Annotated in this window: 18 protein-coding genes, 1 tRNA gene and 1 pseudogene; 18 read left to right on the top strand and 2 right to left on the bottom strand. The window is 61.3% G+C overall.

The window, feature by feature from the left end:
• Nucleotides 1–148: 148 nt before the first annotated feature.
• The 3 genes from ACSQ8R_RS09280 to ACSQ8R_RS09270 all read left to right on the top strand — a co-directional run bounded on the left by ACSQ8R_RS09280 (nt 149) and on the right by ACSQ8R_RS09270 (nt 2,583).
• The gene (locus ACSQ8R_RS09280) at nt 149–1,312 is read left to right on the top strand and encodes an MFS transporter (RefSeq protein ID WP_436253074.1); all 1,164 of its coding nucleotides are present in this window, start codon (nt 149–151) and stop codon (nt 1,310–1,312) included.
• A 129-nt stretch (nt 1,313–1,441) separates the two neighbouring features.
• Nucleotides 1,442–2,026 (top strand): J domain-containing protein, encoded by a 585-nt coding sequence (locus ACSQ8R_RS09275; protein WP_436253073.1) that lies wholly within the window; start codon nt 1,442–1,444, stop codon nt 2,024–2,026.
• Between the two features lie 77 nt (nt 2,027–2,103).
• On the top strand, nt 2,104–2,583 hold the full coding sequence (locus ACSQ8R_RS09270) for an N-acetyltransferase family protein (protein ID WP_436253072.1): 480 nt from the start codon (nt 2,104–2,106) through the stop codon (nt 2,581–2,583).
• Between the two features lie 61 nt (nt 2,584–2,644).
• Here the strand turns inward: ACSQ8R_RS09270 and ACSQ8R_RS09265 are convergent, their stop codons facing one another.
• Complete coding sequence (locus ACSQ8R_RS09265; protein ID WP_436253071.1) at nt 2,645–3,148, bottom strand: hypothetical protein; 504 nt, start codon at nt 3,146–3,148, stop codon at nt 2,645–2,647.
• A 357-nt stretch (nt 3,149–3,505) separates the two neighbouring features.
• Between ACSQ8R_RS09265 and ACSQ8R_RS09260 the strand changes: the two genes are divergently transcribed.
• Together ACSQ8R_RS09260 and ACSQ8R_RS09255 are read left to right on the top strand one after the other, a co-directional pair.
• A tRNA-Ser gene (locus ACSQ8R_RS09260) sits at nt 3,506–3,595 on the top strand.
• Between the two features lie 85 nt (nt 3,596–3,680).
• A pseudogene (locus ACSQ8R_RS09255) lies at nt 3,681–4,253 on the top strand (helix-turn-helix domain-containing protein); the annotation flags it as partial.
• A 32-nt stretch (nt 4,254–4,285) separates the two neighbouring features.
• Here ACSQ8R_RS09255 and ACSQ8R_RS09250 read toward each other — a convergent pair.
• Nucleotides 4,286–5,005, bottom strand: a complete 720-nt coding sequence (locus ACSQ8R_RS09250) for a Crp/Fnr family transcriptional regulator (RefSeq protein WP_436253070.1) — start codon at nt 5,003–5,005, stop codon at nt 4,286–4,288.
• 88 nt (nt 5,006–5,093) lie between these two features.
• On the opposite strand from ACSQ8R_RS09250, the gene ACSQ8R_RS09245 reads away from it, so the two are divergent.
• The 13 genes from ACSQ8R_RS09245 (at nt 5,094) to trpD (ending at nt 18,238) form a co-directional block, all read left to right on the top strand.
• The gene (locus ACSQ8R_RS09245) at nt 5,094–5,393 is read left to right on the top strand and encodes a DUF6894 family protein (protein ID WP_436253069.1); all 300 of its coding nucleotides are present in this window, start codon (nt 5,094–5,096) and stop codon (nt 5,391–5,393) included.
• 255 nt (nt 5,394–5,648) lie between these two features.
• Complete coding sequence (locus ACSQ8R_RS09240) at nt 5,649–6,701, top strand: septal ring lytic transglycosylase RlpA family protein (protein ID WP_436253068.1); 1,053 nt, start codon at nt 5,649–5,651, stop codon at nt 6,699–6,701.
• A 66-nt stretch (nt 6,702–6,767) separates the two neighbouring features.
• The gene (locus tag ACSQ8R_RS09235) at nt 6,768–7,946 is read left to right on the top strand and encodes a D-alanyl-D-alanine carboxypeptidase family protein (RefSeq protein ID WP_436253067.1); all 1,179 of its coding nucleotides are present in this window, start codon (nt 6,768–6,770) and stop codon (nt 7,944–7,946) included.
• 50 nt (nt 7,947–7,996) lie between these two features.
• The gene (gene tmk / locus ACSQ8R_RS09230; RefSeq protein WP_436253066.1) at nt 7,997–8,695 is read left to right on the top strand and encodes a dTMP kinase; all 699 of its coding nucleotides are present in this window, start codon (nt 7,997–7,999) and stop codon (nt 8,693–8,695) included.
• Nucleotides 8,692–9,720: a DNA polymerase III subunit delta' gene (locus ACSQ8R_RS09225; RefSeq protein WP_436253065.1), complete on the top strand. Its 1,029-nt coding sequence runs from the start codon at nt 8,692–8,694 to the stop codon at nt 9,718–9,720. Before tmk ends, ACSQ8R_RS09225 begins: the two co-directional genes overlap by 4 nt.
• A 120-nt stretch (nt 9,721–9,840) precedes the next feature.
• Entirely contained in the window at nt 9,841–11,394 is a 1,554-nt protein-coding gene (gene metG / locus ACSQ8R_RS09220) for a methionine--tRNA ligase (protein ID WP_436253064.1), read from the top strand.
• Between the two features lie 10 nt (nt 11,395–11,404).
• Nucleotides 11,405–12,187 (top strand): TatD family hydrolase, encoded by a 783-nt coding sequence (locus tag ACSQ8R_RS09215; protein WP_436253063.1) that lies wholly within the window; start codon nt 11,405–11,407, stop codon nt 12,185–12,187.
• 3 nt (nt 12,188–12,190) lie between these two features.
• Nucleotides 12,191–13,012: an MBL fold metallo-hydrolase gene (locus ACSQ8R_RS09210; RefSeq protein ID WP_436253062.1), complete on the top strand. Its 822-nt coding sequence runs from the start codon at nt 12,191–12,193 to the stop codon at nt 13,010–13,012.
• 369 nt (nt 13,013–13,381) lie between these two features.
• Nucleotides 13,382–13,540: a hypothetical protein gene (locus ACSQ8R_RS09205; protein ID WP_436253061.1), complete on the top strand. Its 159-nt coding sequence runs from the start codon at nt 13,382–13,384 to the stop codon at nt 13,538–13,540.
• A gap of 333 nt (nt 13,541–13,873) precedes the next feature.
• Nucleotides 13,874–14,221 (top strand): DMT family protein, encoded by a 348-nt coding sequence (locus ACSQ8R_RS09200; RefSeq protein ID WP_210009460.1) that lies wholly within the window; start codon nt 13,874–13,876, stop codon nt 14,219–14,221.
• A 61-nt stretch (nt 14,222–14,282) separates the two neighbouring features.
• Nucleotides 14,283–15,200, top strand: coding sequence for a DUF72 domain-containing protein (locus tag ACSQ8R_RS09195; RefSeq protein ID WP_436253060.1), 918 nt, complete (start codon nt 14,283–14,285; stop codon nt 15,198–15,200).
• Between the two features lie 118 nt (nt 15,201–15,318).
• Entirely contained in the window at nt 15,319–17,202 is a 1,884-nt protein-coding gene (locus ACSQ8R_RS09190; protein WP_436253059.1) for a SurA N-terminal domain-containing protein, read from the top strand.
• Between the two features lie 19 nt (nt 17,203–17,221).
• A complete protein-coding gene (gene trpD, locus ACSQ8R_RS09185; RefSeq protein WP_436253058.1) occupies nt 17,222–18,238 on the top strand; it encodes an anthranilate phosphoribosyltransferase in 1,017 nt (338 codons plus the stop codon).
• The last annotated feature ends 3 nt before the right edge of the window (nt 18,239–18,241 follow it).

Here is an 18,241-nt window from a genome sequence, read left to right as displayed (position 1 = left end):
AAGCAGCCGGCGCCTTTATCCGCACATTTTCGTGATATTCCGTCCACCGGTGGCGCAGGGCAGGGTCCCGTTATCGCGGCTTGTCGCTATCGGCCGACGCTGTCAGGAATGCGACGGGAATTTTGATTCGCCCGGACTTGCAATTTCGATGAAAAACCTTTTACCGCCGGCCCTGCTTTATTTCAGCAACGCCATCCTGTTCATTTCGCTGTTCACGCGGTTGCCGGCTATCCAGGCGTCGCTGGGGATCGACAAGGCCGCTCTCGGTCTGGCGCTGCTGAGTGCCCCTGTCGGCACTTTTCTGGCGCTACCGCTTGCCGGACGCATCAACGACCGCTTTACGCCGCGGCTGACGGCACTCGTCACTCTGCCGATCTGCGCCATGCTCACCCCGGCACTGACCGTCCTTCCGGTCGTGGGATTTGTGATCTGCTTCTTTCTCTTCGGTTTCTTCCGCACGATTTTCGATGTCGCCGCCAACATGATCTCCGCCGGCATCGAACAGCGCACCGGCCGGAAGGTGTTGTCGCGCAGCCATGGTTTCTGGTCGGTCGGCCTGCTGGTCGGATCCTTGTGTTCCGGATTCCTTGCCGAAAAGGCGGTGACGCCTTTCGTGCAACAGACCATGGCCGCCGGTTTCGTCATTGCCGCCTGCTTATTTGTCTTCTGGGTTACACCGAAGGACCCGGCACCGGAGACGCCGCCCGACCGCAAGGGTTCGGCCTACGTGCTTCCCGACCGGACGATCCTGCTGATCTGCGTGATGGTTTTCGGCCTCTGCATCGTCGAGGGTGCGATCTACGATTGGGGCATCTTTTTCCTGCGCGAACAGTTGAAGGCCGATCCGGCAATCGCCGGCATGCTCTATGCCACCTTCACCATCGGCATGGGCTTGACGCGGCTGTCGGGCGACATGCTGCGCGACAGTTTTGGTCCAAGGGTGCTGGTCAGGGCCTCGGCCGTTTCGGTCGCCGCCGGGGTGACGCTTCTGGTGGCGACGCCGGATCTGATGCTTGCGGGCGTCGCACTTTTCCTGATCGGCTGCGGGGTGGCGCTTGCCTTTCCGCTCGCGGTCTCGACGACGATCGCGCTCGGCAAGGGCAAGCCCTCGGAAAATCTTGCGGCGCTGTCGCTGACGCTGATGCTGTCGACGATCGGCGTGCCGCCGCTGCTCGGCTTCATCGCCGAACATGTCAGTCTTGTCGCGACCTTCCTCGTGCTTTTGCCCTGCGTGCTGCTGAGCTTCCTGATGGCGCCCGTCGCCGAGGGCCGCCGTCTGTCTTGGCCGCGCCGGCGACCACGGCCGGCTTGACTGCCCTGTGGGAAAATCCTGCAAGGGTGAAGGCTGCCCATAATTGGCCACAAGAGTCGGTGAGGGGTTGAGACCGCTGACCTTAGCCGTTAGACAATGAAACCGGATTTGCCGAAAACAGGTGACACTGTGATCGACCCTTATGAGATGCTTGGTGTTTCGCGCGAGGCGGATGGCGTAGCCATCAAGTCGGCCTATCGCAAACGCGCGAAAACGGTTCATCCGGATGCCGGCGGCGACGTCGATACATTCGGAAAGCTGACCGTATCCTATGAACTGCTCTCCGATCCGGTACGCAGAAAAGTCTATGACGATACGGGCTACGACCCCGAACTCGCCGACACAAAGGACCTGCAGGGGCTGGTAATTCTCGAAACGCTGGTCAACGAGATCATTCTCGACGAGCGCGAGCCGGGAAGTTTCGATCCGGTCGCCGCCATGCGTCGCAAGCTGACCGACAAGATCGTCAATGCCCGCTTCCATATCCTGGAGATGGAGCGCCACCGCGCCCGCATCCGCAACCACATCGACCGTATCGGCCGCAAGCCCGAGACGGACGTTCTGGGCCGCATGCTGAAATCCCGGTGTGAAGCGATCAACGACGCGATCGGCAAGGCCGAGACCGAGATCGGCAACATCGAGCAGGCCTACGGCATGCTGGACGGTTATTCCTACGAGGTCGAGGTGATCGAGATCAAGACGGCGGCCGAGTGAGCATCCTAACCCGTCTCTTGACACCGAAGTCCGCTTCAAGACATAGCTTCAGCCCATTCAATTCACAGGGTTTTTCGATGGCATTGACCATACGTGAGGCCGTCCGCGGGGATGCGGCGGCGCTGCTCGGTTTCATCCGCGAACTGGCGATCTACGAAAAGGCCGAGCACGAGGTCGCGGCCACGGTGGAGACGATCGAAAGCTCCATTTTCGGCGAGGCGTCCGTGACCAGGGCGCTGGTCTGCGAGCAGGACGGCGTACCTGTCGGCATGGCGATTTGGTTCTTCAGTTATTCGACCTGGCAGGCGAGAAACGGGCTTTATCTCGAAGACCTCTATGTGACGCCGGCGGCACGCGGGCTCGGCGCCGGCAAGGCGATGCTGAAACGGCTGGCGCAGATCGCCGTCGAGAACGGTTGCGGCCGGTTCGAATGGAGCGTGCTCGACTGGAACGAACCGGCAATCCGGGTCTATGAGGCGATCGGCGCCGAGCCGATGAACGAGTGGATACGCTATAGGCTTTCCGGCGAGACGCTGAAGAGCTTTGCCGAGGGCTGACGGGGCAGGCGAGGTCGACGCTGGGAGCGTGATTGCGTCTATGGAAGCGCGGATGTCGCTCCTATGGCTTTTGACGTTCCATGCACGCGACGAGAGCTTTTCCTGCTTTGGTCGAGCCGCGGGCAGTCAGCAGGTGCGGTCGATCTGAAATGCCGTCCTTGATTGCGATCTGTTTGGTGGCCGCGGAGAATGTCGTGGCAAAGGATTTTGCGTTGTCTGGCGAAAGCATCGTCTGAGAAACGGCCAGATTGTCGCCGACTGCACCAGTTTCCCCATCCTGACCAAATAACAGTTTGCCGTCTATCGCGATTTCGATCTTTGGGACAATACCCTTGAGGATTGGTTCGTGAGCAAATCCTGGAATAGCTCGGATCAACAAGCCGGATTCTGCGCTATCGCAGATGAACAATACCCCAGAGCGAAGTGACGACATAAAGTCTACCGTCACGCGGGTGCCTTTGGAAAAGGGATCATCCTCTGAATCGACAGTCCAAGCCTGAAAGCCTGCGTCTACCACACCGGCCGAGACCGCAACGAGGCCCAAAGCAACCCAAAATGCACGCATAGCTTCCCCCCTTTACTTCGGGGTAATGCTTGCAAGCCACTCATACGGAAGTCAACTCTCTGTTGTATCTTTACTCAGAAACCTATCGGATGCCCAAGGAGCAAGAGGAGGCGACAGAGACCTTCCGGTTTCGCGCTGCGGATATTGAAAGGTAAGGTTCACTCGGCAATTAGGACTACGTTGGACCTTCATCCCGATATGACGCCGGGCACGCAGGCGAATGCGGCCGAGCAAGTTGACGCTGGGATCAAAGCTGCTAAAAAGCCAGCCAACGAGTGATTGGGTAGCAAATCGGTGGCAACTGCCGTTTTGGAGAATCAACAGAAAGTGGATTTTTCAGCCTTTTCAAGCGCACAGGGAAGAGTGTCCGAGTGGTTTAAGGAACCGGTCTTGAAAACCGGCGTGCGGGAAACCGTACCGTGGGTTCGAATCCCACCTCTTCCGCCAGCCCTCCCTGCCCGGCCTGAGAGATAGGTGCCATTTCGTACCGGAGACATGGGTTACACTTTTCGATTTTTATCGGGAGGTGTGGATGCCGTGGAGAGAGACTTCGGTCATGGATGAGCGTCTTCGATTTGTCGCCCGTTTGCTGGAGGGCGAGAGCATGAGCGATGTGTGCCGGTCGTTCGGTATTTCGCGCAAGACCGGCTACAAGATTTTCAATCGCTACAAGGATGAAGGGCTCGAGGCGCTGACGGATCGGTCGCGACGGCCTGTGCGCTACGCCAACCAGCTGCCCGAGCCGGTGGAAGCGATGATCGTGCGGTGCAAGAAGGAGAAGCCGCACTGGGGCGCGCGCAAGATTCGCGAGTTGCTGGTGCGACGGCTGGCCGGCGACATCCACATTCCGGCCAGGAGCACGGTGCATGCGGTTCTGGACCGTTACGGCCTTGTGAGCCAGGCCCGCAAGAGGAACCGCGCGAACAAGGCCGTTGGCACGCAACTGTCGGCAGCGCCTGGTCCGAACGATCTCTGGTGTGGCGATTTCAAGGGCGAGTTCAGGCTAGGTGACGGCAGATACTGTTACCCCCTGACGATCACCGACCAGTTCTCGCGCTATCTTCTCTGCTGCGAGGCCTTCGAATCAACGCGCGAGCGCGGCGTATCCTGACCCCACGGTGATATTTATTCCCCCTCTCACCGTGGCTCCACCGACAGGCTCAGGTACATCGGATCGAACTCGGCCACCTCCTTCAATCGTTCCCAGTCAAGGATGGTGATCGTCTGGTTGGACCAGGAGATCAGGCGTTCTCGCCTGAGCGTCTGGATGACGCGGTTCATGTGGACGAGCGACAATCCCAGCACGTCGGCCATCTCGCCCTGCGAGAGCGGAAAGTGAAAGGCCCAGCCGTTGGTGCGGCGGACCACTCCAAGCCTGACATAGAGTTCGCAAAGAATGTGGGCGAGATGCGAAACTTTGGAGCGCCGCCCCATTGCAACGATCCAGGCGCGATGGATCGAGCCGTGGATCAGCGTATCGAGCCACAGCATGCGGGTGAGGTGCGGATGCTGTTCTGTCACCTGCTTCAGGTCGGCATGGTCACTAAAGGTGACATGGCATGGAGAAAGCGCGACAACGCCGTGATCCATGGTTTTCAGCAGGAAGGCATGTAGATCGACGAAGTCGCCGGCGACGTGGATCGCAGTGATCTGCCGCGTGCCTTCTGCGGTGAGTTTGTACCGGGCCGCGAAGCCATCCACCAGCAAGCTGCTGTAGCCGGGCCTCGAACCCTCGACCACCAAATCTTCTCCCGCCAGAAAACGCCTTTCGCGCCCCCCGATACGCCTGAGGATGTCGCGCTCCTCATCGGTGATGATGTCGTGCTGCTCGAGGTTGAGAAGTAGGGAATCGATCACGGGTATCCTCTGCGGGTTCAATATCCGGGAGAAGAACGGATGAGGAGGCTATATAGATCCCTCGAAACTCGACACTTCGCGGGAACAAATGCCGGCAAAGGAAATTTGGTCGATAAATAATCAAGGCAGCGAGCAAGGCATGGCGCGATATTTCTTCGATTTGAGCAATGGCGATGGGCCCGTGCGTGACAATGAAGGTCAGGAAATATCGACCCGAGAGCAGATCAGCCGGGAGGTGAGCCGGATATTGGCGGACATCGCCCGCGACGAATTCCCCGAGCGGGAGAAGGGTTCGATCTCTGTCGAGGTGCGTAACGAAGAGGGGCAGTCGGTATTTTCCGGCCGCCTGTCTTTCCAGACACGATGGCATGATGATCCGGGTTCTTGAATGTGTAACGCCTTGCTTTCCGCGAGTTGAGCTTGGCTCGGAGCAACCGTTGTTAACGGACGATTAACTATACCAAATACAATTTTATCTTTTCCCCCGTTTTCGTTCGCATTTTTGCCGCGATGCTAGCAAAAGTTCGTTTCCATTGTGTCCGTCGGCATAGGGGTATGTCCCGGACCGGTTCAATGGCTGTGGAAGGCGGTGCGGTCGCGAGGACCGCTCGCAGCCTGTTGCAGTGAAGGCGGCATGGGACGGATGAGTTTGGGTTTGAGTGGCGGCAAGCTTTCGCTGGGTGCGAGATGGCTCGGGATAACGATCGTCTGCGTGGGGATGGCATCCTGCGCCACGACCGAGGCACCGAAGTCTGGTAAGCCCAGAAGCAAAGAATATTTTTCCGAAAAGGAATATGGCGTTAAGGCCAGCCCGCGCGTGGTCGGCGACGGTCGGCCCGTGCCGAAGGGCGGCGGGCGCTTCATGGTCGGCCAGCCCTACGAGGTCAAAGGCCAGACCTACGTTCCGAAGGAAGATCCGAATTACAACAGGAGCGGCCTTGCCTCCTGGTACGGTTCGGCGTTTCACGGCCGCCTGACCGCCAATGGCGAAGTCTATGACAGCGATCATCTGTCGGCCGCGCATCCGACCTTTCCGCTGCCGAGTTATGCCCGCGTGACCAACCTCGACAACGGCACCTCGGTCATCGTGCGGGTCAATGACCGCGGCCCGTATCATCCGGGCCGCATCATCGACGTTTCCGACAAGACGGCCGAGATGCTCGATATGAAGCGGATCGGCACGGCCAAGGTCAACGTGCAATATGTCGGCCGCGCGCGCATGGACGGCAAGGACATGCCGTTCCTGATGGCATCGTATATCCGCAAGGGTGATCGCCTGCCGTCGATCCGGCCGGAGGGCCAGATCGCCACCGGCGTCATGGTCGCGTCGAACCAGACGCTGGGCGACCAGCTTCAGAGCTACGGCTCGGCCATGCCGCGTCCGATCGCGCTTGCCGGCCGCACCCCGAGCGCGCCGGCGGCGGCTTCCGCGCCTCAGGCCTTCGAGGCTTTCGAGAATTTCTCGATGTTGCCGCAGCTCGGACCGCTTCCGATGGAGCGGCCGGTTGCCGGGGGTGTTCCCCCGCAGACCCGGCAGGTTGCTTCTTCCTACCAAGTCGAATCTCAGGCGCGGCCCTTGCAGGGGCGAAGCCTGGAATCCGCCTATTCATCCGCGCCCCAGGCGAAAACACCTCAGGTCGTGTTCGGTAACATGGTGCTGGAAGGTCCCAAGGCCGCTCAAAAGCCCGTGCGCTAGTTGATGGGCGATTGCAGGGTGCAATCGCCGCTGCTACGCATAGGTCGGACGGTTCGTGGGGTGATCATGCGGCGCCTGCTGATTCTAATTTGCCTGGCACTGCTGCAGGTATTCCTGCAAGCCGGGTTGCCTTTGGGAGCCGTCAAGGCGCAGGAGACGCCGCCCGCATTCGTGACCAAGGCGAAGCAGGTTTATATGGTCGAGGCGAAGACCGGCACCGTGCTGCTCGCCTCCAATGAAAACCAGGGCTTTCCGCCGGCTTCGCTTGCCAAGCTGATGACCATGGAAGTGGTTTTCAGTGCGCTGAAACGGGGCGAGATCAGCCGCGACACCATCTTCCCCGTCACCGAATTCGCCTGGCGCACCGGTGGGGCGCCCTCGGGCACCACGACGATGTTTGCGGCGCTGAAATCCCAGATTCGTGTCGAAGACCTCGTCAAAGGCGTCGTCGTCCAGAATGGCAACGATGCCTGCATCGTGCTGGCGGAAGGCATTTCCCATTCCGAACGCGAATTTGCGGCCCGGATGACGGCGCGCGCCAAGGATCTCGGGCTCGGCCGCTCCGTCTTCGGCAACTCCACCGGCCTGCCGGACACGGAGAGCCGCACGACCGCGCGCGACCTTGTCGAACTCTCCCGCCATATTTTTCGGGAATATCCGGAATTCTATCCGATCTACGCCCAGCCGGATTTTACCTGGAACAAGATCTTCCAGCGCAACAAGAACCCGCTCTTTTCGCTCAATATCGGCGTTGACGGCCTCGGCGCCGGCTTTGCCGAAGGTTCGGGATACGCGCTGGTGGCGTCGGTGGCACGCAACGGCACGCGGCTCTTCCTCGCCATGGGCGGGCTTGCGAGCGACAAGGAGCGGCTGGAGGAGGCGAGGAGGGTGCTCGAATGGGGCTTGTCCTCGTTCGAGACCAAGGTCCTGTTCAAACAGGGCGAGGTGATCGGCCAGGCGAGCGTCTATGGCGGCACGTCGAGCCATGTCGACCTCGTCGCCCGGGAGCCGGTCGATATCTACCTGCCGGCCAATAATCCCGACCGCCTGTCCGGGCGAATCGTCTATCGCTGGCCATTGCGGGCTCCGGTGACGGAAGGCCAGGATGTCGGCGTGCTGAGGATTTTGGCGGGCGACCGGGTGGTTCGCGAAGTGCCGCTGGTAACAGCCAAACCAGTCGGAACGGGCAGCCTCGTCAGCCAGGCAACGGACGCATTGCTCGAACTGATGTTCTTCTGGCTTTGACAAGACGATGTTTCGCAGCGCACCCATATGCGTTATAACCGAAGCCTGAAATGAGTGCGGAAAGACGCGTGGCAGAACATTCCGGATTGTTCGTAACTTTCGAAGGCGGCGAGGGGGCTGGCAAATCCACCCAGATTCGCCGGCTGGCGGATCAGCTGCGCCGCCGCGGCCATGATGTGCTGATGACCCGGGAGCCTGGCGGCTCGCCGGGGGCGGAGGCCGTGCGCCACGTTCTGCTCTCGGGCGCTGCGGAAGAGTTCGGCGTGCGGATGGAGGCGATCCTGTTTGCCGCCGCCCGCAACGACCATGTCGAGGAAGTGATCCGGCCGGCGCTCGAAAGCGGCGCCATCGTGCTCTGCGACCGGTTTATCGATTCCTCGCGCGTCTACCAGGGCGTCACCGGCAATCTCGAACCTGACTATATCGAGGCCCTGCAGCGGGTGGCGATCAACGGCGTGGTGCCGGATTGCACGCTGATCCTCGACCTGCCGGCCGAAATCGGCCTGAAACGCGCCCGCAAGCGCGGCGCCGACAGCGCGCCCGACCGCTTCGAGCGCGAGGAGATCGAGACCCACGAGAAACGCCGCGAGGCCTATCTCGAAATCGCCGAGGCGGAACCGGAACGCTGCCACGTGGTCGATGCCGAGCGGTCCGAGGACGAGATCGCCTCGAAGATCTTTGCGATCGTCGAGCCGCTGGTGCGAGAACTGAGCTTTACCCAGAAGAGCAGCGCGGAATCCGTCGGATGAGCGAGGAAGCCGCCGGCATTCTGGAGGGCGCCGTGCCGCCGGCGCGCAATCCGCATCTCTACGGCCATCATGCCGCCGAGGATTTTCTGGCGCGCAGCTACCGTTCGGGCAAGGGCCATCACGCGATCCTGATCGAAGGGCCTGAAGGTATCGGCAAGGCGACGCTCGCCTTCCGTTTCGCCAACCACGTGCTTTCGCATCCGGATCCGGCAACGGCGCCCGATCATCTCGCCGACCCCGACCCCAACTCGCCCGTCAGCCGGCAGATTGCATCCGGCGCCTCGCATAACCTGCTGCATCTCTCCCGCCCGGTGGACGAAAAGACCGGCAAGACGAAAACGGCGATTACGGTCGACGAGGTCCGCCGGGCCGGGCATTTCTTCTCCCAGACGTCAGGCACCGGCAACTGGCGGATCGTCATCATCGATCCCGCCGACGACCTCAACCGCAATGCGGCAAACGCCATCCTGAAGATCCTCGAGGAACCGCCGCGGCGGGCGCTCTTCCTGGTCCTGTCGCATGCGCCGGGCAAACTGCTGCCGACGATCCGCTCGAGGTGCCAGTCGCTGCGGTTGTCGCCGCTCGGTGACCAGGACCTTTCGAAGGCGCTCGCAGGCCTTGGCACTCCGCTTGACGGCGGCAAGACGCAGGAGATGGTGCTCGGCATGTCCAAGGGCAGCGTCTCGCAGGCGCTGAAGCTCCTGAACTATGGCGGCACCGAGATCATCTCCGCCTTCGAGGAGGTGGTTGCGGCCGACGGTCCCACGGCCCGCAAGGCGATGCACCGGTTGGCGGACGTGCTGTCCGGCAAGGACAGCGAAGTGATCTTCGGCTTTTTCCTGGAGCATTTGAGCGATCACCTGATCGACAAGGCGCGCAGTGCAGCCCTTGCCGGCGATCTTTCGACGGCGGACCGGCAGGCGAAACTCGTCAGCGACATGAACGAGAAGATCACCATCGCGCAGGCGTATAATCTCGACCGCAAACAGACGATCCTGTCGATCCTCGACGCTGCGCGGCGCTGACCCAGAGGGCGGGGGCGGGAACTGCATAAGGAACTTTGTGTTTCGCATCCGCGAAACATGCGCTAAGAGCGGCATGATCCAAATCCAAGTGCCCCAAATCCCAAGTGCACGAGTGCCCCGATGTCCGACAAGACGCCCTATTACATCACCACCGCGATTTCCTACCCGAACGGCAAGCCGCATATCGGCCATGCCTATGAGTTGATCGCCACGGATGCCATGGCGCGCTTCCAGCGCCTCGACGGCAAGGATGTTTTCTTCCTGACCGGTACGGACGAGCACGGCCAGAAGATGCAGCAGACGGCGCGTGCCGAAGGCATTACGCCGGAAGCGCTTGCCGAGCGCAATTCCGGCGAATTCCGGGCGATGGGCAAGCTGCTCAATGCGTCCAACGACGATTTCATCCGCACCACCGAGCCGCGCCACCACGAAGCCTCCAGGAACATCTGGAACCGGATGGCCGACAATGGCGACATCTACAAGGACACCTATGCCGGCTGGTATTCGGTGCGCGACGAGGCGTTTTATGCCGAGGACGAAACCTCGGTGCGCGATGGCGTCCGCTACGGACCGCAGGGCACGCCGGTGGAATGGGTGGAGGAGTCCAGCTACTTCTTCAAGCTCTCCGAATACGGCGACAGGCTGCTGAAACATTACGAGGAAAACCCGGATTTCATCGGCCCCAACGAGCGCCGCAACGAGGTGATCTCGTTCGTGAAATCCGGCCTGCGTGACCTGTCGGTATCGCGTACGACCTTCGACTGGGGTATCAAGGTACCGAACGATCCGGCGCATGTCATGTATGTCTGGGTCGATGCGCTGACCAACTACATCACCGCGACCGGCTACATGGAAGACCCGAACGGCCCGCGCGCCAAATACTGGCCGGCGGACGTGCATGTCATCGGCAAGGACATCATCCGCTTCCACGCGGTCTACTGGCCGGCCTTCCTGATGTCGGCCAAGCTGCCGCTGCCGAAGCGCGTCTTTGCCCACGGCTTCGTGCTGAACGCCGGCGAGAAGATGTCGAAGTCAGTCGGCAATGTCGTCGATCCGTTCGAGCTTCTGGAGAAGTTCGGGCTCGACTATGTGCGCTACTATCTCTGCCGCGAGATTTCCTTCGGCCAGGACGGCAATTGCAACGACCAGCTGATCGCCACCCGCGTCAATGCGGATCTGGCCAACGGCATCGGCAACCTTGCCAGCCGCTCGCTGTCGATGATCGTCAAGAATTGCGACGGCCACGTTCCGGAACCGGGCGAGCTCACCGACGCCGACAAGGAACTGCTTGCGGCCGCCGACGGCCTGATCGCCGTCTGCCGCGAGGAAATGGACAAGCAGCTCATCAACCGTGCTCTGGCCGCGATCATCGGCATCGTTTCCGAGACGGACCGTTATTTCGCGGCGCAGGCCCCGTGGGTGCTGAAAAAGACCGATCCGGCCCGCATGGGCACGGTGCTCTACGTGACGGCGGAAGTCGTGCGCCAGATCGCCATTCTGCTGCAGCCGTTCATGCCGGACTCGTCGGCAAAGCTGCTCGACCTGGTGGCTTCTGCGGCCGATAAACGGGATTTCGCGGCGCTCGGCGAGGCCGGCCGCCTGAAGCCCGGCACGCCGCTCGAAGCGCCGGCGCCGGTCTTCCCGCGTTATGTGGCGCCGGAAGCGAGCGCATAAGGCCTGACCCATGCTGATCGATACCCATTGCCACCTGGATTTTGCCGATTTTGCCGCGGAGCGCGACGCGATCGTGTCGCGAGCCCATGAGGCGGGCGTCCGCCAGATGGTGACGATTTCGACGCGCGTGCGAAAACTCGACGGGCTGCTGGCACTCACCGAGCAATATCCCTCGGTCTTCTGCTCGGTTGGCACGCATCCGAACAATGCCGGCGAGGAACTGGACATCCAGACCGAAGACCTGGTTCGGCTGGCCCATGCGCATGAAAAGATCGTCGCGATCGGCGAGGCCGGGCTCGACTATTTCTACGACACGCAGACACCGGCCGACCAGAAGACCGGGCTGATCCGCCATATCGCGGCGGCCCGCGAAACCGGGCTGCCGCTGGTCATTCACAGCCGCAGCGCCGACGATGACATGGCCGAGATCCTGACGAGCGAAAGCGGGAAGGGGGCCTTCCCTTTCATCCTTCACTGCTTCTCGTCGGGTGCCGACCTTGCCCGGATCGGTGTGGAGCTCGGCGGTTACGTCTCGTTCTCCGGCATCCTGACATTCCCGAAATCGGAAGACCTGCGCGCGATTGCGAAAACCGTGCCACTCGACCGGCTGCTGGTCGAGACCGACGCACCGTATCTGGCGCCAAAACGTTGGCGCGGCAAGCGCAACGAGCCTTCCTATGTGGTCAATACCGCAGAAGTGCTCGCCGAATGCATGGGCGTCACTTATGAGGAAATCGCCCGGATCACCACGGAGAACGCGTTCCGCATCTTCTCCAAGATGCCGAGGCTCTGACCTGTGGCGAGGTATAGGCGGCGCTTCACCATTCTTGGCTGCTCTTCGTCGCCGGGCGTGCCGCGGCTGAATGGCGACTGGGGCGCATGCGACCCGGCAAACCCGAAGAACCGCCGCACGCGTGCCGCCTTCATGGTCGAGCAGATCGCGCCCGACGGCGGCAGCACCGTGGTGGTGGTCGATACCGGCCCGGATTTTCGCGAGCAGATGATCGCCGCCAATGTGCAGCGCGTCGATGCCGTTCTTTATACCCACGCGCATGCGGACCATCTGCACGGCATCGACGATTTGCGCGGCTATTTCATCCTGCAGCACCATCGCATCCCGATCCATGCCGATCCGTTCACCATGGACCGGATCCGCCAGGGGTTTGGCTATTGCCTGGAAACGCCGCCCGGCGGTAATTATCCGCCGATCGTCCGGCCGTTCCTGATCGAGACCATGGACGAGCCGATCGTGATAGACGGGCCGGGTGGTCCGATCCGTTTCCTGCCGCATCTGCAGGTGCATGGCGACATCCATTCGCTGGGTTTCAGGATCGGCGACGTGGCCTATTGCAGCGACGTCAGCGATTTTCCGCCTGAGAGCGTATCGAGGCTCGGCGGGCTCGATATCCTGATCATCGATACGCTGCAATACAGATATCACCCGAGCCATCTGTCGCTCGAACAGGCGCTCGAATGGATCGCGAAATTGGCGCCGAAGCACGCTGTTCTGACACATATGCATCTTCCGCTCGACTACGACACGGTGATGGCGGAAACGCCGCCGCATGTCGAACCGGCCTATGACGGTCTGGCATTCGAGATTGCCGTCGATCTCTGATCGCGAGCGGAGTGGTGGAGCGGTCACAAATCCCCGGTTCGCAGGGTTTCCCGTAAATCGAATAGTTCCATAATCTATCTTATGCAATTTTTGTGTGTGGCCGCAAAGTTAAAGTGTCCTGTGTCTGCAAAGTTGGAATGTCACTCTCCCCGGGTCTGAACGATGTCTGGGAGATTGCAGATGGGATTGATTGCGATCAGCGAGCGCGACCTGCATAGCCGTTTTTTTAGGGAACGTTACCGACGGAGGCCCGTTCCCTCTCGCTGAGGCATCCTAAACGGCGTGCCTCTTTGTCAAGCCCGGCGCAAGCGAGCGTCTCTAACGTCGGCCTCATCCGGAATGATTCCGGTTCAGACTGAGGACAATGATATGTCGAACGAAGCCAATACCCACCAGCCGTCCGAACAGTCGCTCGCGCTGTTTCTCCAGGACAACGATGCCGACAAGTTGACCGATATCCTGGTCGAGGCGCTCTATGAGGCCTTCCGCATTCTGGAAGAAGAAGTCCGCCCCGAAACACTTCACTAAATCCTGCCGTGCCGTCCTGGCGCCCGGACATGAAGGCTGGCGCGCTGGGACCTTGCGAAGACGTGCGGCAATCTCGTGACCCTCGTGCAGCGGCATTCTAGCTGCAATCCGGCTTGAAAAGTTCAAGCAAGCGAAGGCGTCGTTCCCAAGCCTATCTTTGCAGCGAACGCTCGTCGAGACGCACTGCCTGCCGCGAAATCGCAGCCGCAGTCCGACATCGTCCGAGCCTCTCGCGCGCTTGCCCGTCAGCACCCTACCCAACCAGCCGGCTTGTGTTTGTCGTGCGAACGTGCTTGCCGTAGCGCATCAGCAGCCCTCACGGATTCTCCCATCATGTTCGCAAGCGCCACGCCCCTCCTCACCATCGGCCTTCTCATTCTGTCCAACGTCTTCATGACGTTCGCCTGGTATGGGCACCTGAAATTTGAGAGCAAGCCGCTTTATCTGGTCATCCTGGTAAGCTGGGGCATCGCCTTTTTCGAATATTGTGCCCAGGTGCCGGCCAACCGTATCGGCTACGGCTATTTCAACGCCGCGCAGCTGAAGACCATTCAGGAAATCATCACGCTCTCGGTGTTCGTGATCTTCTCCGTGCTGTATCTCGGCGAGCCGATCCATTGGAAGCAGATCGTCGGCTTCGGCTTCATTGCGCTCGGAGCCTTCTTCATCTTCACGAAGTAAGCCTATTCCGGAACCACCGCTCTGCGAATCTATTCGGATCACCATGACATCAGGTGGTGCGATGAAGAAGCAGTCGGGCGATATCCGGATCGGCATTTCAGGCTGGACCTACAAACCCTGGCGCGGCGTGTTTTATCCCGAAGGACTACCGCAGAAGCAGGAGCTGGCCTATGCCGCCGAACATTTCCGCTCGATCGAGATCAACGGCACCTTCTACGGGCTTCAGCGGCCGCAGAGCTTTGCCGCCTGGTACGACGCGACGCCCGACGACTTCGTCTTCGCCGTCAAAGGGTCGCGCTACATAACCCATATGCGCCGCCTCACCGACATCGAGACGCCGCTCGCCAATTTCCTGGCGTCCGGCGTCCTCAGGCTCGGCAAGAAGCTCGGCCCGATTCTCTGGCAGTTTCCCCCGCGGATAAAATTCTCGCCGGAACGTTTCGAGCCCTTTCTGAAGCTGCTGCCGAAGACCACGGGAAATGCCGCGGAACTCGCCGGACGCCACGACTCGCGTCTTAACGGTCGCGCCCATGTCGAAACCGATGCGGACCGCCCGATCCGCCACGCGCTGGAAATCCGCCATGACAGCTTTCGCTCGCAGGATTTCATCGACCTGTTGCGTCACTACAAGGTCGGCCTTGTCGTTGCAGATACGGTCGAATGGCCGCTGCTGATGGATCTCACGGCCGATTTCGTCTATTGCCGCCTGCACGGTTCCGAACAGTTGTATGTCAGCGGCTACGATGACGAGGCGCTCGACCGCTGGGCGCAGCTCATCCGTCAATGGGCGAAGGGCCGTGACCCGAAGGAAGCCGAACGTGCCGGGCCACCCTCACCGTCGCGCGCGCATGGCCGGGATGTCTACGTTTACTTCGACAACGATGTGAAGGTACGCGCGCCGCGGGACGCCAGAGCCTTGGCCGAGCGGCTGGATGCGGGGCCGACTTCGTCAATTGTGAAGACCGCCAGACGCGCCTGAACGAGAGGTTTTCGCTTTTCCGCCGGCATGCCTTCATTTCTATCTCGGTTTGATTTAGAGACAGTCCTTCAATCCGCCTTTTCCGGGCGGCAGGACTGTTCGCAAGGTATGTTGATCGATGCTTGATTCCCTCAGAAACGCCGCCCGCTCCTGGGTTGCCAAGTCGCTTCTCCTGCTTCTGGTTGCCTCGTTTGCCATCTGGGGTGTTTCTCACTCGCTGGTGACGACCGGCGGCAACACGGTGATGACCGTCGGGGAGCAGCAGATTTCGAGCGAGGAATTCCGCCTTGCCTACCAGCGGCAGATCGCCAATCTCAGTCGCCAGTTCGGCACGCAGCTGACGGCCGAGCAGGCCCGCGCCTTCGGCATCCAGAACGAGGTCTTCACCCAGCTCGCAGCGGGTGCCGCACTCGATCAGCTTTCCGACGACATGAATCTCGGCCTTTCGGAGGACCGCCTCGCCAACCTGATCGCCGAGGATCCGGCCTTCAAGGGCGTCAACGGCCAGTTCGACCGGAACCTCTTCACCTCTCGCCTGCGCAACGCCGGTATCCGCGAAGACGACTACATCAAGGAGCGCAGCAAGGTCGCGGTCCGCAGCCAGATCGTCGAGGCGGTTTCGGACGGTTTTCAGCCGCCGAAGGTGCTGGTCGATGCCTTGAAGAGCTATCGCGACGAAACCCGCACGATCGACTATATCCTTCTGTCCAACGCCAATATCGATCCGGTCAAGGCGCCGGCAAACGATGTGCTCGCTGCCTGGTTCGAAGGCGTGAAGACCCGCTACCGCGCACCTGAATACCGCACCTTTGCCTATGTGAAGCTGCAGCCGGGCGATATCGCCGACGCGTCTTCGATCACCGACGAGGCAGCGCGCGCCGATTATGAAAAGCGCAAGGACAGCTTCAAGACGCACGAGACGCGCACCATCGAGCAGCTCCCCTTCCCCAACAAGGAAATGGCGCAGGCGGCCGCGACGCAGCTGAAGGACGGCACCGCCACGTTTGACCAGATCATCAAGGATCAGGGCAAGACGGCAACGGACGTTCTGCTCGGCGATTTCACCAAGGAGAATGTGCCCGATCCGGCGTTTGCCGAACCGGCCTTCAAGGTCGCTGCCAGCGGTGGCACGACGCCTGTCATCGACGGCACTTTCGGCCCGGTGATCCTGCGCGTCACCAATATCCGCCCGGAGACGACGCGTTCCTTCGACGAGGTCAAGGAAGATATCCGCAAACGGCTTGCCGTCTCTTCCGCGTCCCAGGAGGTCCTGAGCGTTCACGACCGTTTCGAGGACATGCGCAGCGGCGGCACGTCGCTCGAGGAAACCGCCAAGGCGCTCAACCTCAAGGCCGTCACCGTGACATCGGACGCCTCCGGGCGCGACGAAAAGGAGCAGCGCATCACCGAACTGCCGGCTTCCAACGCGCTGCTCGGCGATGTTTTCCGGACCGAGCCGGGCGTCGACACCATTCCGGTCAGCCTTGGCAATGACGGTTATGTCTGGTTCGAAGTGCGCAACATCGTGCCCGAGCGCGACCGCCCGCTCGCCGAAGTGCGCGACAAGGCCGTTGCCGACTGGACCGCCGAACAGCAGCGCCAGGCGCTTGCCGCCAGGGCGACCGAACTCAAGGGCCGCCTCGACAAGGGCGAGACGCTTGCCGCCATCGCCGCCGAACTCGGCGTTGCGGTCGAGAACAAGCAGGGTCTGCGCCGTGGAGCCGAGGATGCGATCTTCGGCAACGAGGCGATTTCGGCGGCCTTTTCCGGGCCGGTCAACACCACGGCGACCGCCCTCGGTTCCGACAGTGAAAGCCGCCTTCTGATGAAAGTGGTTGCCGTTGACCAGGCGACGACGGACGCGGTTTCCGGCGACCAGCAACTGCAGCAGATGGCAAACGCTGCCGGTGACGACATGCTCGATCAGATGGTCAACAGTCTGAAGGACAGCTACGGCGTGTCCGTGAACCAGACCGTCGTCGACCAGGCCATGCTCCAGTAAACCAGAGGGATGGTCGACCATGTCTGAGCTGAAACCCCTGCTTGCCAAGGTTGCCAATGGCGAGAGCCTCACTCACGAAGAGGCGCGCGGCGCTTTCGAGATCCTGATGTCCGGCGAGGCGACGCCGTCGCAGATCGGCGGCTTCCTGATGGCGCTGCGGGTCCGCGGCGAGACGGTTGCTGAGATCACCGGCGCCGTCGAGACGATGCGATCGAAGATGCTGCCGGTCTCCGGACCCGCCGATGCCATCGATATCGTTGGTACCGGCGGCGATGGCCTCGGCACCTACAACATCTCCACGCTGGCATCCCTGATCGTCGCCGGCTGCCGCGTTCCGGTCGCCAAGCACGGCAACCGGGCGCTCAGCTCGAAATCCGGCACGGCCGATACGCTTGGCGTTCTCGGCGTCAACCTGGAAATCAGCCCCGACCAGATTTCTCGCTGCATCAGCGAGGCCGGTATCGGCTTCATGTTCGCCTCCATGCATCATGCAGCCATGCGCCATGTGGGGCCGAGCCGTGTCGAGCTCGGCACGCGGACGATCTTCAACCTGCTCGGTCCGCTTTCCAACCCGGCCGGCGCCAAACGCCAGCTTCTCGGCGTCTTCGCGCCCAAATGGCTCGGCCCGATCGCCGAAGTCCTGCGTGACCTCGGTTCGGAGACGGTCTGGATCGTGCATGGCGACGGCATGGACGAGATCACCACCACGGGCGTTACTCAGGTAACGGCGCTGGAAGACGGCAAGATCCGTTCCTTCGAACTGACCCCGATGGATTTTGGCGTGCAGCCGGCAACGCTCGACGAGCTCAAGGGCGGCGACGGCATTCACAATGCCGCTGCCTTGCGGAGCGTGCTCGGGGGTGCCAAGAATGCCTATCGCGATATTTCGCTCTGCAACGCGGCTGCCGCGCTGGTCGTCGCCGGCAAGGCGGAGACGATTGCCGACGGAATGAGGCTTGCCACCCGCTCGCTGGACGGCGGCGAAGCGGCTGCGGCCCTCGACCGTCTGGTCGCCGTCTCGAACGACAAGGATTGAGGC

Source organism: Neorhizobium sp. LjRoot104, assembly GCF_964253725.1.
Taxonomy (GTDB): domain Bacteria; phylum Pseudomonadota; class Alphaproteobacteria; order Rhizobiales; family Rhizobiaceae; genus Neorhizobium.
This window is presented reverse-complemented; position numbering and strand designations above follow the sequence as displayed.